Source organism: Devosia sp. LjRoot16, assembly GCF_964252795.1.
Taxonomy (GTDB): domain Bacteria; phylum Pseudomonadota; class Alphaproteobacteria; order Rhizobiales; family Devosiaceae; genus Devosia_A.
On sequence record NZ_CAXUPH020000001.1, the window covers coordinates 401,135 to 415,173 of the forward strand.

Annotated in this window: 14 protein-coding genes and 1 tRNA gene; 10 read left to right on the plus strand and 5 right to left on the minus strand. The window is 65.1% G+C overall.

All coding sequences use genetic code 11. The features are described 5' to 3' along the window. The first annotated feature begins 22 nt into the window (after nt 1–22). The 5 genes from ACSQ23_RS01910 (at nt 23) to ACSQ23_RS01930 (ending at nt 4,586) form a co-directional block, all read left to right on the plus strand. On the plus strand, nt 23–2,020 hold the full coding sequence (locus tag ACSQ23_RS01910; protein WP_436090558.1) for a PAS domain-containing protein: 1,998 nt from the start codon (nt 23–25) through the stop codon (nt 2,018–2,020). Continuing rightward, nucleotides 2,017–2,667: a response regulator transcription factor gene (locus ACSQ23_RS01915; protein ID WP_055885998.1), complete on the plus strand. Its 651-nt coding sequence runs from the start codon at nt 2,017–2,019 to the stop codon at nt 2,665–2,667. The genes ACSQ23_RS01910 and ACSQ23_RS01915 overlap by 4 nt, the downstream gene beginning before the upstream one ends. Continuing rightward, nucleotides 2,657–3,037: a response regulator gene (locus ACSQ23_RS01920; protein ID WP_055886001.1), complete on the plus strand. Its 381-nt coding sequence runs from the start codon at nt 2,657–2,659 to the stop codon at nt 3,035–3,037. Before ACSQ23_RS01915 ends, ACSQ23_RS01920 begins: the two co-directional genes overlap by 11 nt. Next, nucleotides 3,027–3,704 (plus strand): response regulator transcription factor, encoded by a 678-nt coding sequence (locus ACSQ23_RS01925; protein ID WP_436089529.1) that lies wholly within the window; start codon nt 3,027–3,029, stop codon nt 3,702–3,704. Before ACSQ23_RS01920 ends, ACSQ23_RS01925 begins: the two co-directional genes overlap by 11 nt. A 552-nt stretch (nt 3,705–4,256) precedes the next feature. Continuing rightward, the gene (locus ACSQ23_RS01930; RefSeq protein WP_436089530.1) at nt 4,257–4,586 is read left to right on the plus strand and encodes a DNA-binding protein; all 330 of its coding nucleotides are present in this window, start codon (nt 4,257–4,259) and stop codon (nt 4,584–4,586) included. Between the two features lie 532 nt (nt 4,587–5,118). Here ACSQ23_RS01930 and ACSQ23_RS01935 read toward each other — a convergent pair. The 3 genes from ACSQ23_RS01935 to ACSQ23_RS01945 form a co-directional block, all read right to left on the minus strand. Continuing rightward, nucleotides 5,119–5,195, minus strand: a tRNA-Arg gene (locus ACSQ23_RS01935). A gap of 102 nt (nt 5,196–5,297) precedes the next feature. After that, on the minus strand, nt 5,298–6,728 hold the full coding sequence (locus ACSQ23_RS01940; RefSeq protein WP_055886009.1) for a sensor histidine kinase: 1,431 nt from the start codon (nt 6,726–6,728) through the stop codon (nt 5,298–5,300). Nucleotides 6,729–6,787: 59 nt separating this feature from the next. Next, nucleotides 6,788–8,221 carry a dihydrolipoyl dehydrogenase family protein gene (locus ACSQ23_RS01945; protein ID WP_436089531.1) on the minus strand — a complete coding sequence of 478 codons (1,434 nt, stop codon included), beginning with the start codon at nt 8,219–8,221 and terminating at the stop codon, nt 6,788–6,790. Between the two features lie 266 nt (nt 8,222–8,487). Here ACSQ23_RS01945 and rpmH point away from each other — a divergent pair, with 266 nt between their 5' ends. From rpmH to yihA, 5 genes are all read left to right on the plus strand, one after another. Next, nucleotides 8,488–8,625, plus strand: a complete 138-nt coding sequence (rpmH, locus tag ACSQ23_RS01950; protein ID WP_055886015.1) for a 50S ribosomal protein L34 — start codon at nt 8,488–8,490, stop codon at nt 8,623–8,625. A gap of 40 nt (nt 8,626–8,665) precedes the next feature. After that, entirely contained in the window at nt 8,666–9,016 is a 351-nt protein-coding gene (gene rnpA / locus ACSQ23_RS01955; protein WP_162247993.1) for a ribonuclease P protein component, read from the plus strand. Further along, a complete protein-coding gene (gene yidC / locus ACSQ23_RS01960; RefSeq protein ID WP_436089532.1) occupies nt 9,016–10,875 on the plus strand; it encodes a membrane protein insertase YidC in 1,860 nt (619 codons plus the stop codon). Before rnpA ends, yidC begins: the two co-directional genes overlap by 1 nt. 37 nt (nt 10,876–10,912) lie before the next feature. Next, complete coding sequence (locus ACSQ23_RS01965; protein WP_436089533.1) at nt 10,913–11,614, plus strand: hypothetical protein; 702 nt, start codon at nt 10,913–10,915, stop codon at nt 11,612–11,614. 287 nt (nt 11,615–11,901) lie between these two features. Then, nucleotides 11,902–12,552 (plus strand): ribosome biogenesis GTP-binding protein YihA/YsxC, encoded by a 651-nt coding sequence (gene yihA, locus ACSQ23_RS01970; protein WP_055886024.1) that lies wholly within the window; start codon nt 11,902–11,904, stop codon nt 12,550–12,552. A 4-nt stretch (nt 12,553–12,556) separates the two neighbouring features. On the opposite strand, the gene ACSQ23_RS01975 is transcribed toward yihA, so the two are convergent. Both ACSQ23_RS01975 and msrB read right to left on the minus strand, forming a co-directional pair. Next, the gene (locus ACSQ23_RS01975) at nt 12,557–13,261 is read right to left on the minus strand and encodes a type 1 glutamine amidotransferase (protein ID WP_436089534.1); all 705 of its coding nucleotides are present in this window, start codon (nt 13,259–13,261) and stop codon (nt 12,557–12,559) included. A gap of 157 nt (nt 13,262–13,418) precedes the next feature. Next, complete coding sequence (msrB, locus tag ACSQ23_RS01980; protein ID WP_055886033.1) at nt 13,419–13,916, minus strand: peptide-methionine (R)-S-oxide reductase MsrB; 498 nt, start codon at nt 13,914–13,916, stop codon at nt 13,419–13,421. Nucleotides 13,917–14,039: the final 123 nt, after the last annotated feature.

Here is a 14,039-nt window from a genome sequence, read left to right on the forward strand (position 1 = left end):
ACAGGCGAGCCCACGTCTCACTATCGCTCCAGCCACCGCCCGTGGCGACGACCGCTGGACTGTCGCCTCGTCATTCGGCGAAACCGAGGAGGCCGTCCGCGCGGCCAAGGCGGTCGAAGACCTCTATGGCGGGGCCTGGGCCATGGACGCTACCGGCCAGTTCACCTACGCCACACCCACGGCCCAGACTTCGATTGGGATGACGCTCGAGGGCCTCAACGAGCTGCTCGACGGCATCCCGTTCCTCGAAGGCGGCCGGCAGGGCTGGCAGCGCAGCTGGCATCCCGACGATGCTCCGCTTGCCGCCGAAGTACTGCGCAACTCGCTGCGCACTGGTGAAAATTGTCATTTCGAGTACCGAGTGCTGCGGGCCAATGGTGCCTTCGTCTGGCATCGGGTTGCGGCGCGACCGACCCGCAATGCCGACGGTCGCATTACCGGCTGGTACGGCGCGATGCTCGATATCGACGTCTACCGCCTTACCGAACAGGCGTTGCGCGAACGCGAGCGTCGCTTGCAACGCCTCGTCGACACCGTGCCAATCCAGATCTGGTGTGTCACGCCCGACGGCGAGCCCGCCTACATCAACAAGACGATGACCGACTATATCGGCCTCGACCTCGCTTTCTTCGACGCTCAGGGAGGCCTGCGCGAGGCGATCGGCACCATTGTGCACCCCGATGACCGGACGCTCCTCGCCAACGCGCTGCACCACTCCTTCACCACAGGTGAGCCGTTCCATCTGCATTACCGCAACCGCCGTCACGACGGCGCATGGCGGTGGACAGAGGGGCAAGCAGCGCCATTCCGGGCTTCCGACGGCAAGATCGTCCAGTGGTACGGCGTCAACGTCGACATCGAGGACATGGTGGTGGCGCAGGACTCGCTGCGGCAGAGCGAACAGCAGTTCCGGCAACTGGTCGAGACACTGCCGGCTATGATCGACTGTGCTGCTCCCGATGGCGAGCCCATCTTCCGCAGCCAGCAGCTCCGCGAGTACCTGGGCTATGACCTCGATGCCCTCGACGGCACGGGAAAGTCTCGGCTGGCCGGCACGCTCGATGCGGGCGTCCATCCCGACGATCTCGCGGCGGTCAAGGAGGACTATGGCCTATCGCTGCGCACCGGCCAGCCATACGCCCGCAAGCACCGGCTGCGGCGCCATGATGGCGAATACCGCTGGGTCGAGACCCGTGCCGCGCCGATGCGCAGCGCCGATGGCACGATCCTGCAGTGGAACGTCATCTGCCTCGATATCGACAGCGAGATGCGGGCCGAGGAAGAATTGCGGTTGGCGCGGGAGAGCCTGGCCCGGGCCAGCCAGGCGGCGAGCCTTGCCGAACTTTCCGCCTCGATCGCCCACGAAGTGAACCAGCCTCTAGCCGCCATCGTCGCCAATTCGCATGCCTGCGAACGGTGGCTGAAGGCCGATCCACCCAACCTTGACCGGGCGAGGATCACGGCCGAGCGCATCATCCGCGACGCCAACGCGGCTGCCGATATCGTCAGCAGCATCCGCTCCCTGTTCAAGCAGTCTGCCGACACCCGTTCCAGCATGGGGCTCGACCGCCTCGTTGCGGAAGCTCGAGAGCTGATGGCCGAAGATGCCGCCCGGCGGCGCGTTCGCCTGACCGTTCAGGTCTCGGCCGACCTCCCGGATGTCGTGATCGATCGCGTGCAGATCCAGCAGGTGATCATCAACCTGCTGCGCAACGGCATCGAGGCGATGGAGTCGGCGACGGGACAGCGAGACTTACGGATCGATGTCAGCGCCGCCGATGGCCTGGTGCGAACCGAAATCAGCGACACAGGCTCTGGGCTATCGAACCCCGAGACGATCTTCGAGCCGTTCGTCACCACCAAGGGCGGCGGCATGGGCATGGGACTGGCGATCAGCCGTTCGATCGTCCAGTCGCATGGCGGTCGACTCTGGGCCGAGCCGAATACGCCGGCGGGAGCCAGATTTATCTTCACCCTGCCGGTCGCGGCCAACGTGCCGGAGACGCAGACTTCGCCATGACCAGTAACGACAAAATCGCCTTCATCGTTGACGACGATGCGCCGATCCGCGAGGCGCTCACGGAGCTGCTCGATTCACACGGGATACGTTCAATGCCGTTCGCCTCGGCCGCTGAATATGTCAGGGCCGACAAACCGGACCTGCCTGCCTGCCTGATCCTCGATCTCGAACTCCCAGGTATCACAGGATTGGAACTGCAGCGCCAACTGGGGGAGGGCGAGCATCCACCCATCGTCTTCATCACCGGTCACGGCGACATCCCATCATCGGTGCGAGCGATCAAAGGCGGCGCGGTGGATTTTCTCACCAAGCCATTCAGCGACTCCGACCTGATGCGAGCAATCGATCAGGCGATCGCGCTCGATCGCGCCAGGCGGACCGAGCAGACTGAACTGCTGGCCCTGCGGCGTCGCTACGACGAGTTGACCCCGCGAGAACGCGACGTGCTGCCATTGGTGGTCAGCGGGCTGCTCAACAAGCAGGCCGCGGCCGAGCTCGGGATCAGCGAAGTGACCCTGCAAATCCATCGCCGCAACGTCATGCACAAGATGGCGGCCGCGTCGCTGGCCGATCTCGTCCGCATCGCCGAGCGCCTGCAGGTCCCGGTCACCCATTCCCGTTTGGGAGTGACCGATCGTGACCACTGAGCGAGCCGTGATCGCCATCGTCGACGACGATGCGCGGGTATTGGAGTCCCTGTCGGAACTTCTAGAATCTGCAGGATATGTGGCTCGTTGCTATCTGTCGGGACAGGCTTTGCTGGAGGGCGGCACAGCCGACATCGACATGCTGATCACCGACATCGGGATGGTCGGTATGGATGGGTTCGAACTCCGTGACCGGGTGCTGCGCGTGCGGCCGGACCTGCCGGTTTTCCTGATCACCGGGCGCCATGAGGTTGCCGACCGTGCCTCGAACGTTGGCGGCCTGTTCCGCAAGCCGTTCGACGCCGGTGAGCTACTGTCGACGGTGGTGGGCGCCCTCAAATCCAGAGACGGAGGCAAGCATGGGACTTGACCAAGGACAGACAACCAGGGTTGTGGCGTCGCAGTCCGTCACGGGATTGGACCTGAGGCCGGCGGTCTTCATCGTCGATGACGACCAGCGAGTCCGCGAGGGTCTGACCGAGCTTATCCAATCGGCAGGATATGAGCCCTTACCCTTCGCGTCAGTCGGTGAGATGCTTGAGAGTGGCTCGCTGAAACGGCCGGGCTGCCTGATCCTCGATGTTCGCATGCCGGGCAGCAGCGGACTGGATATCCAGCAGCAACTGGCCCGTGGCCCCAATCCGAAGCCGGTCATTTTTCTCACCGGGCATGGCGACATCCCTATGACCGTCCAGGCGATGAAGGCGGGTGCCATCGACTTCCTGACCAAGCCGGTGCGGGACCAGACGCTACTCGATGCCATCGCCGCGGGAATCGCCCGGGATGCCGCCCAACGGGCCGACGCCGAAGTAACACGTCGGCACGCCGAGCGTGTCGCTACTCTGACGCCTCGCGAGCTCGAGGTGCTGGAAAAGGTCGCGCATGGCCGCCTCAACAAGCAGATCGCCTTCGACCTCGGCATCAGCGAAGTCACGGTGAAGCTTCACCGCAGCAACGCCATGCGGAAAATGGGGCTCGGTTCGATTGCCGAGCTAATCCGAGTCTGGAGCATCTCCTCCGGCACACAGGCTCCGTGACCGGATGTCGGCAATTGGCGCGATAGCGTTGAAAAAGCGGGCCGAAGGGCGTCCATGGCGCCACTACGGCCGACGTGCTGGGATGAGGTTCCGGCAGTGGCCAGTAGCGAGAACGGTTTCGCTGCCGAAGGGCCTCTCGGCGGCTGGCCGCGCAAGATCGTTTCAGCCAGTTTGGCAGCTGATGACCCGCGCGGACTTTTTCAACACTATCCGCCCAAAGCGGAAGTCAGACAGCGGTCAAATCTAGCCTGACATTGAGGAATTGGGCGGCGAGGAACGATGCAAGCTCGTGACCTTGGGACTCGATAGCCGCGACGACGCATGCAGTACCCAGAACTCGATCGGCCGATTGAGCACGTCTCCCCAGTTGGCCAAATGACTAGAAGCAACATCGGCGGCAGTTAGCGATCAACGCAGACGGCGGCACCGCGCTCGACCGGGACAGCCTGATGGACCATCAGGATGGATGATAGCCGCATCACCGGTTCGGCTGGTAGGTGACGCTAAGCCCTCATCAGCAAATGAGGCTCCACCTGCTGCCGGTCGTAGATGGTGTCAAAAACGGTCGCCAATCTTGAAAGCGTCCGCAGCGCCTATCAACAGCTGTTGGCGAGAGGCAACTCTCCGTCCGCGGCCAATGTTCTCAAATTGACGGGCGGCTCGAAGAGCACAGTGTTGAAGCACTTGGCAGTGGTCCGGTCAGAACGCCTGAATGCGTCCCATGACGACGATCCCTCCGCGAGCTTTCTTGCCGACATCGCAGAGCCGGTGCTCAAGAAGCTGTGGGCTGCGGCTAAGCGTCATGCCGAGGGAGCGCTGGCGGCCGAGGTCCGCGAGTTTCGAGCGGCCTATGCCGGCCTAAGAGAGGATTCGAGTTGCTAGAGGCTTCTGAAGAGGCAGCGACAAAACGTGCGGAGCTCGCCGAGAACCGGCTGGACCAATTGCTTCAGAGCACGAGCGAGCTTCAGGCGGCCGCTCAATTGTTCCGTGCGCAAACGTCGGCGGTGTCAAGTTCGCTCCCAGCGCCTACAGCCGCGGTTCCTGAGGAAACGTCCACGCTACTCGCCCTGCTCGCTGTGTTGAGCGGGGCCGACGAACCAATTGCGACCAAGGTGCTTTACGCTGAGCTCGAGGCTCAGGGACACAAGCCACACGAGGCGCAAAAGGCCAGAACCCATGCGATCGACCGCGGGTACATCGGGCTAAGCCTGACGGAAAAGGGCAGAAATCGGGTCCGCAGGGACGAACCGAAGGCAGCTGCTAGCTGACGCTACTGCCGGCAACCTTGCAGTCGCCGCTCGGATCTTCGGATCCGAGCGCTGGCCGTGTCGAGCTAGCGGCCGACCCAACTTTCTTTGGAATCGACCCAATCGCGATTTGGCGTGACATTTCGGCTGACAGCTCGGGGAAGGATTGGCGCGCCCTAAGAGATTCGAACTCCTGACCCCCAGATTCGTAGTCTGGTGCTCTATCCAGCTGAGCTAAGGGCGCGCACGGCCGGTGGTGTTTCCGGCGAACGGCGAGACCCATACATGGGCCGTCGCAGCATTGCAAGCATCGACGCGCGAGGAATTTTGACGCTGACGTGACAGTTCAGGCGATGCGGATGGAACGGGGCAGCGTGACGTCGAAACGCGTGCCCAGCGGCTGGTCGACGAAGCTGAGCTTGCCACCATGCGCCTCGGTCAACTCGCGGGCGATGGCGAGCCCAAGACCGGTACCGCCGGCCTTGGCGGAGCCCTCGAAGGCGACGAACAGGTTCTCGCGGGCCCGTGGCGGCAGGCCGGGACCATTGTCGGTGACCGTGAGGGTCAGCCAGTCGGGCGTCTCGGCGATGCTGACCTCGACCTGAGGGCCGTCGATCTTGCCGCCGGCGGCCTCGAGCGCCTCGCGGGCATTCTTGAACAGGTTGTCGAAGATGCGGGCAAACTGGTCGGGATCGGCGGAAATCGACACCGCGTCAGGCACGTGGTTGGTCCAGCGGATCGCGGGGTGGCCGACGAGGCCGGCATCGAAGGCGGCTTCATCGAGCAGCAGATGCAGGTCAACCGGCACCGGCCGCGGCGGGGTGGCGCTCTGGCGGCCATAGTCGAGCACCGACTGGGCGAAGCCGATGGCCTTGTCGATCGACAGCACCAGGCGCGGCGCGAGGCGCTGCACCTTGGGATCGTCGAGATTGGCCACCTGGTCACTGAGCAGTTGCGCCGAGGTCAGGGTGTTGCGCAGGTCGTGATTGATCTTGGCGACGGCGAGGCCGAGATCGGCGAGATGCCGGCGCTGGCGCAGCATCGAATAGATATCGGATTCCATCGCCGCCAGCTCGCGCTCCATGATGCCGATTTCGTCGCGCCGGTCGGATGGGGTGACGATCAGCGCGGCGTTCTCGGGCGCCTCGGAGAACTCCACCATGTTGCCGGTGAGGCGGCGGATTGGCGCAATCAGGATGCGCGAGACAAATACATAGAGAACCGCCGAAGTGATGATGGCGAGGATCAGCGACAGGAAGAACAGGTTGCGCGAATAGAGCAGCAGCTCGCTGCGTAACGGCGCCTCGGGCATCAGCACCTCGATGACCCGGTCGGGCATACCGTCTTCTTCGCCGACGATGCGCAGCGTGCGGTTGGAGCCGAGCACCAGGGTCTCGAGGGCGCCGAGAATCAGTGAGGCCGGATCGCGCTGGCGCAGATCCACCGTCACCGCCTCGCGCGGCATGGTGACGTTCTCGAGTTCGATCAGCTGGCTCTGGCCCTCGCGGCGATAGACGATGGCGAGGGCGCCGGCCGAGGTGAGCAGCCGGTCGGTCAGCATGCGCGGCAGGTTCATGGCGTCGGGCACGGCATCGAGCACGCGGGCGGCGACGACGCCGACGCGCAACCGGTCGTTGAGCCAGCTTTGGCGGAAGTTGGCGGCCGATGGCAGATAGATCACGATCTCAACCGCGAGGATCACCACGATGATGGTGGCGATGATCTTGACGGACAGCCCGGAGAACGGGCCAGGCATCGCGCGGTTTTGTTTAGCCATTGGGCGATGATTAGCGGGGAAAGCTGTGGCTTTCCAGCGTCAACAGGTGACAAACAGGCCTAGCCGAGCAGCTTATTGAGGCTGATCCACTGCCGGATGAGCGGCTTGGCCGTCCCGCCACGGCGGAACTCCTCGCCGAGCCGCACTGCGATCTCGGCGTAAGAGGGGTAAGGCGCAACCAGCTCGGCGAGCTTGTCGGCCCTGAGCCCACCGGTCATGGCGAGGGAAAACAGCGCAACCAGCTCGCCGGCGCCGGGACCGACGACGCCAGCGCCGAGGATCCTGCCGGAGCGGTCGGTGATGAGCTTGGCGAGGCCATAGGTCGCACGTGAGGTGCGGGCCCGATCATTGTCGGCGTAGGACCAGCGGGTGACGCGAAAGCCGGCGCCGTGCCTCAAGCGGGCCAGCGCTTCGTTGAGGCCGATCTCGGCGAGCTCGGGGTCGGTGGAGACGACGCGCGGGACGCGCAGCGCGTCCGGTTTGGCCATAGCACCGAGGAGGACGCTGCGCACCACGACCTCGGCCTGGCGCACCGCCGCCTGCACCGACTGGCCGCCGGCGGCGTCGCCGACGGCGTAGACGCGTGGATTGGTGGTCTTGAGGCCGGGCGACAGCAGCAGCAGCCGCGGATCGGCCTTGTTCATCCGGATGCCGGCCTTGTCGAGGTCGAGGCCGGCAAGGTTGGGCATGCGTTCGGCGGCAACGAGGATGTGCGAGACGTCGAGCAACTGGTCGTCCTCGCCGTTCTGCACGGCGACGCCGATGCCCATCGAGCGGGCCTGGATGGCGGTGACGGTGGTGTGCGCCCGGAGGCGGACGCCCTCCTCTTCGACCCGCTTCAATGCGACGGCCGCCAGTTCGGGGTCGAAGCCTGCAAGCATCGGACCGTTCTCGACCACAGTGACCTCGGTGCCGAGCCGGGCATAGGCCTGGGCCAGTTCGAGCGCCACGCCGCCGCCACCGATGACCACGAGGTGGGTGAGTTTCCTCGTATTGTCGAGAATGGTCTCGCTGGTGAAATACGGCACCGCGTCGAGCCCCGGGATGGAGGGGATCGGCAGCCGCGCGCCGGTCGCAATAACGAAGCGGCGGGCGCGGATTTCACTATCCCCGACCGACAGGGCCTTGCGGTTGATGAAGCGGGCGGCGCCGCGGATGATCTCGACGCCGAGCGCTTCGAGCCGGCCCGCGGCATCATGCGGCGCAAGCGCGGCGATCACCTGCTCGACATGGTCGTGCACCCTGCGAAAATTGATCTTGGGCTCGTCCGCAGCGATGCCGAAAGCGGCGCCATCCCGCAGCGCCTGGGCGTGAGCGGCGGCGGCGACCAGCGCCTTGGCCGGAATCGCGCCGGCATGCAGCGCGTTGCCACCCAGCCGCGCCTTCTCGACCAGCACGACCGAGGCGCCATAGGCGCGGGCGGCCTCGGCGACGGCCAGGCCGCCGGATCCGGCCCCGATGACACAGAGGTCGGGCGTAAGGATATCGGCCAATCTCGCTCTCTCGACTAAGCCCCCGCGCCTCATTATCACCGGGTGACGGCCCAACAATAGTGGGCGGGATCAAGGCAGTGTGGAAATCGGCGGATTTCGGGGGCAGACAATGCCGTTCTGCCGCACGGTCCTCGCGTTGACTTCACCGAACCAATTCCCTATAAGCCGCCCCAATCTGCCGTAGGCGCCCAGATCAGGGCCCGGCCGGCAAGCACCTTGCTGCTCTCAAGTATAAGAGGAACCGCGCGCCGGCGTGGTCAGATCGTATGTCGAAACGCACTTTCCAGCCGAGCACGCTCGTCCGCACTCGCCGGCACGGTTTCCGCGCCCGTATGGCGACCAAGAACGGCCGCAAGATTCTGAACCGCCGCCGCGCTGTCGGCCGCGCCAAGCTCTCGGCCTAAGGTTTTGGCCGTGAACACGGCCATGCCACGGGATGGCGCTTTGCGGCGCCTCAAGAACCGGTCCGAATTTCTGAAAGCCGCCCGAGGCCAGCGCGTCGGGCGCGCTGCGTTTTCGCTGCAGGCGAACGCGCGTGAGCTCGACGAGCCGGGCATCGGCCTGGCCGAGCCGGGCATCGGCTTCACGGTTACCAAGCAGATGGGCAACTCGCCCCAGCGCAACCGCATTCGCCGGCGCCTTCGGGCTGCCGCGAAGGCTTGCGCGAGCGGGTTCGAACCCCAACATGATTACGTGCTGGTCGGCCGCCGCGAGGCGCTGAGCATTCCGTACGGCCAGCTGGTCAACGACCTGGCCGCCGCCATTTCCAAAGTCCACCTGAAGAAGAAGAGCTGATGCAGTCCGATAACAACCGCAACATGATCATTGCGATCGTGCTCAGCGTCGTGGTGCTGTTCGGATGGCAGTTCTTCATTGCCGGCCCGCAACTGGAGCAGGCGCAGAAGCGAGCGGCGCTCGAGCAGGCCGCGCAGGCGCCGGCGACCGATGCCAGCCTCGCGACGCCCGCCGCCGACGGCAGCACGCCCGCGGCGGCTGCAGCAACCGGCGCCACGGGGACGTTCGCCGACCGCGCGGCCGCGCTCGCGGCATCGCCGCAGCGGTTGAAGATCGATACCCCATCGCTGTCGGGCTCGATCAACCTCACCGGCGCCCGCCTCGATGACCTGCAGCTCAAGCAGTACACAGAGACGGTCGACCCCAATTCGCCGATCATTACCCTGCTGATCCCCTCCGGCGCCCCCGGCGGCTATTACGCCGAAACCGGCTGGGTGCCGGCGGCCGGCGGCACTGCGGCAACCCCGAGCGAGACCACCGTGTGGTCGGTCGAGGGCGATGCGCAGACGCTGACCGTCGCAACGCCGGTGACGCTGAAGTGGGACAATGGCGCCGGGCTGATCTTCCGCCGCACCATCAGCGTCGACGACAATTACTTGTTCACCGTGGCGCAGTCGGTGGAGAATACCGGCTCCGGCGACGTGGCGCTCTACCCGTTCTCGCGCATCGTGCGCCAGGGCAAGCCGCACGTGCAGAACTTCTTCGTGCAGCATGAGGGCCCGCTCGGCGTGCTCGGCTCGAACAACCTGGTCTCCAAAAAGTACGACGACGTCGTCAACGACAAGCAGATCGACGTCTCCAGCACTACCGGCGGCTGGGTCGGCATCACCGACAAGTACTGGGCGACGGCCGTGCTCTCGGTGCCGGGCGCGCCGCTCAACGCTCGCTTCTCGGCGACCCCCTCGGGCGCCCAGAACATCTTCCAGACCAGCTTCGTCGAAACCACACCGGTGCTGGTGCCGGCCGGCGGCACCGCTGAGAACAAGACCTACCTGTTCGCCGGCGCCAAGCGCGAAGGGGTGATCGCCAGCTACGAAAAGACCTACGGCTTCGACCGGCTCGAACTGCTGATCGACTGGGGCTGGCTGCACTTCCTGACCAAGCCGATGTTCTTCCTGTTGCAGTTCCTCTACGGGATCCTCGGCAATTTCGGTCTCGCCATCCTCGCGGTGACGGTCATCGTCAAGGGCCTGTTCTTCCCGCTGGCCAACCGCTCGTACGCCTCGATGGCGGCGATGCGGCGCGTGCAGCCGGAAATGAAGTCGATCCAGGAGCGCTTCAAGGACGATCGCCCCGCACAGCAGCAGGCGATGATGGAGCTGTACAAGAAAGAGAAGATCAATCCGCTCTCGGGCTGCTGGCCGATCCTGATCCAGATCCCGGTATTCTTCTCGCTCTATACCGTCATCTTCATCTCGCTGGAGATGCGGCACGCGCCGTTCTTCGGCTGGATCGTCGACCTCGCGGCGCCTGATCCGACTAACATCTTCACCCTGTTCGGGCTGATCCCGTGGAACCCGGTTGCCCTGCCGGTGGTGGGCGGACTGCTGCATCTGGGCGTCTGGCCGGTGATCATGGGCATCACCATGTGGGTGCAGATGAAGCTCAACCCGCCGCCGCCGGATCCGACACAGGCGATGATCTTCAACTGGATGCCGATCATCTTCACCTTCATGCTCGGGACGTTCCCGGCCGGCCTGGTGATCTACTGGGCTTGGAACAACCTGCTCTCGGTGACGCAGCAGTGGTTCATCATGAAGCGCCACGGCGCCGAAGTGGACCTGCTCGGCAACATCGTGGCGAGCTTCAAGCGCAAGCCCAAGGTCCAAGAAAAGCCGGCCGGCGGCAAGGCCAGCTGACGCAACAGAGCCAGCTGACGCGGCAAGAGGTGATCAGGTGCTGGACAGCCTCTGCCTGATCACCGGCCCCCGCACCGGGGCCAACCACCTGATGCAGCTCGGCGGCAATTTCGCCGAGCTCAAAAGCTTCCCCGAACTGTTCAACAGCCTCGCCGAACGGATCGAACCGGACCACGTGCTCGACCGGGCGACCGCCGCGGCCCGCGCCGAGCACAAACGCGTCCTCGCCTTCAAGCTCTGGCACGATACGCTCGAGCCCGAGACCGTCGAACAGCTGGTGCTGTCGCGGCCCGGCGTCCGCGTCATCTTCGTGGTGCGCCGGCAGATCGACGCCTATGTCAGCTGGTGCAAGGCGATCAGCGTGCACAAGTGGCAGGAGGTCGACACCTCGGCGGTCCGCCTCAGCCTCGACATCGCCGATTTCGCCGCCTGGATGGACGCGCAGGAGCGCTGGTACGACCGCTGGCGCAACTGGCTCAACCGGCGCTTCCTGCCCTCACCGATCCTCCGCTACGAAACCGACATCGACCAGCCGCCCGAGGGCGCGCTGCGGCGGTTCTCGGCGGCTGCAGCGCAGGTGGGGGTGACGCTCAAGGTGCCGGCAGCGCTCAGCACCACCGGGCTTGTGAAGCAGGATCGGGTAAAGGCGGCGGCCGACAAGGTCGACAACTGGCCGGCTTTCTCGAAGGCGATGGTGGCGCAAGGGCTTGAGAAGCGGGCTTTCGGGTATCCGGTGTAGAGACCGGAGGATCGGGCTGGATCGTGCCTCACACACCGAGCGGCACCTCCCCCCTTGTGGGGGAGGTTGGGAGGGGGGGTGAGCCACGAACACCGAACTAGACAAGGAGTTCCCGGGGGGTGAACCCGCCCGTCTCTGCAACAAGCCTGCGGCTCCACCCCCTCCCGGCCTCCCCCATCAAGGGGGAGGTGTGGCATCCAGTGCTGGGGACGATCGACGATAGAGCCTCGGGGCTATCAGCCCACGCTCCCCTTCCCTTCTCCGCCGCCCTCCCCTATTGAACGCCAATGAGCGAGACACAATCCAAGTTCAGCGCAGACCAGATCGAGGCGGGACGGCTGCTGTTCGCGCGGCCGTTCGTCTTCATCAAGGGCTGCGTGCGCATCGCCGACCTGCCGCCGGCCGACCGGATGGAGATCGCCTTTGCCGGGCGCTCCAATGTCGGCAAGTCGTCGCTGATCAATGCGCTGACCGGCACTACCGGGCTGGCCCGCACCTCGAACACGCCGGGGCGGACGCAGGAGCTCAACATCTTCGAGAGCCAGTCGGACGACCTGCGCATCGTCGACATGCCGGGCTATGGCTATGCCAGGGCGCCCGAGGACAAGGTGAAGCAGTGGACCCGACTGATCCACCAGTACCTCACCGGCCGGCCGAACCTCAGGCGCGTCTATGTGCTGATCGATGGCCGACATGGCCCGAACGCCAATGATGCGACGGTGATGAACGAGCTCGACAAGGCGGCGGTGAGCTATCAGATCGTTGTCACCAAGGCCGACAAGCCGAACAAGACGGAACTCGAAGCAGCGCTGGCCAAGACCCGTGCCGCGATCGCCAAGCGCCCGGCGGCGCATCCCGAGATCATCCTGACCTCGAGCGAAGAGAAGGTCGGCCTCGAGCAGTTGCGGGCGGAGATCCGGCAACTGATGGAGCACTGAGGGCTCAGCGGCTCAGGAAGCTTCCCAGCCAGCCGGCTACATCCTTACTGTGCGACGGCGTTGTGACCGAGGCGACGGCGGTGTCCACCACGGCGTCCGGGGCCTTGCCGCGGCGGAGTTCGGCGAGAGCGAGGGTGTAGTCGTCGAGGAATTCCGGGTGCGGCTGGAGGCTCAGGGCCTTGCCGTTCCGGTAGACCAGGCCGGCATTGGGCGTGAACTCGGAGCCGAGAAACACCTCTGCTTCTTTGGGCGGGACGATCACCTGATCCTGGTGCGAGCAGGCGATCGACAGCGCCGACAGGTCGGTGGCGAGGAAGCCGGGACGAGCCTTAACTTCATAGGTGTGGCGGCCGAGGCCCCAGCCCTTCTCGGATTTGCGCACATCACCGCCCAGCGCGTCGGCCATGATCTGGTGGCCGAAGCAGATACCGAGCATCGGGGTATTGGCGGCGTAGGCCGAGCGGATGAAGGCGCGCAGCGGGTCGAGCCAGGCATAGTCGTCGTAGACGCCGGCGGCGGAGCCGGTGATCAGGATGCCGTCGAGCCTGGTCGCATCGGGAAACTCGGCGCCATCATAGACGGCCACCGTCTCGTAGTCGAACGGTTGGCCCGCCTCGTCGAACATGCGCCTGAACATCGGCGGGTAGGCGCCGAACTGCGGGCGCAGCGGAACGGGGACGTCGCCGGTCTGGATGATGGTGAGCTTCATGGCGCGGCAAGAAATGGGGCGGTTCGGCGGGCTTGGCAAGATGCCGGCCGGTGCGGCTGCGTTGCACAGAAGAAGACCCTCCATCCCGAAGCGTCAAACTTTGACGCGAGGATGAAGGGCCAGTCGGAGGGTAGGCACTAATCTCAGGGAAACCCGGTCAGGCCGGGGTGAAAGTCAGAGCGAGGCCGTTCATGCAGTAGCGCAGGCCCGTGGGTTGCGGCCCGTCGTTGAAGACGTGGCCGAGATGTCCCCCGCAGCGGCGGCAATGCACTTCGGTGCGGCTCATGCCGAGCGTGGTGTCGGTGGCTTCGCCGACGGCGTTGTCGAGCGGCTGGTAGAAGCTGGGCCAGCCGGTGCCGCTCTCGTACTTGGTCTTGGAATCGAACAGCGGCAGCTCGCAGCCGGCGCAGTCGAAGATGCCGGCGCGGTGCTCGTAGAGCAGCGGCGAGGAGCCCGGGGCTTCGGTGGCTTCGTGGCGCAGCACTTCGAACACCTTGGGGTCGAGCTTCGCCTTCCACTCGTCTTCGGTGAGATTGACCTCGAAGGTGCCTTCGGCAGCGCGGCTCGAGCCCATCGGCCGGAACATCAGCGCCGCCGCGCCGAGGGCAGCAATGGCGGTGCCGCCAAGGAGGAATGTCCGACGATCGACTTGCATGGGATGAGGCCTTTCAGCAGTTGCCGGCAGTCTATCTGCCCCGCCGGTGATGGGCATTCAAATGCTCGTGTCCCGTGAGGATCGCCCCACGGGACACGAAGCGGTTCACGATGTGATATTCGC

Bases quoted from the DNA above. Each gene is read 5' to 3' on its own strand.
- ACSQ23_RS01940 (WP_055886009.1), bottom strand. From the start codon at position 6,728: ATGGCTAAACAAAACCGCGCGATGCCTGGCCCGTTCTCCGGGCTGTCC.
- ACSQ23_RS01975 (WP_436089534.1), bottom strand. From the start codon at position 13,261: ATGAAGCTCACCATCATCCAGACCGGCGACGTCCCCGTTCCGCTGCGC.
- ACSQ23_RS01915 (WP_055885998.1), top strand. From the start codon at position 2,017: ATGACCAGTAACGACAAAATCGCCTTCATCGTTGACGACGATGCGCCG.
- msrB (WP_055886033.1), bottom strand. From the start codon at position 13,916: ATGCAAGTCGATCGTCGGACATTCCTCCTTGGCGGCACCGCCATTGCT.
- ACSQ23_RS01925 (WP_436089529.1), top strand. From the start codon at position 3,027: ATGGGACTTGACCAAGGACAGACAACCAGGGTTGTGGCGTCGCAGTCC.
- rpmH (WP_055886015.1), top strand. From the start codon at position 8,488: ATGTCGAAACGCACTTTCCAGCCGAGCACGCTCGTCCGCACTCGCCGG.
- yidC (WP_436089532.1), top strand. From the start codon at position 9,016: ATGCAGTCCGATAACAACCGCAACATGATCATTGCGATCGTGCTCAGC.
- yihA (WP_055886024.1), top strand. From the start codon at position 11,902: ATGAGCGAGACACAATCCAAGTTCAGCGCAGACCAGATCGAGGCGGGA.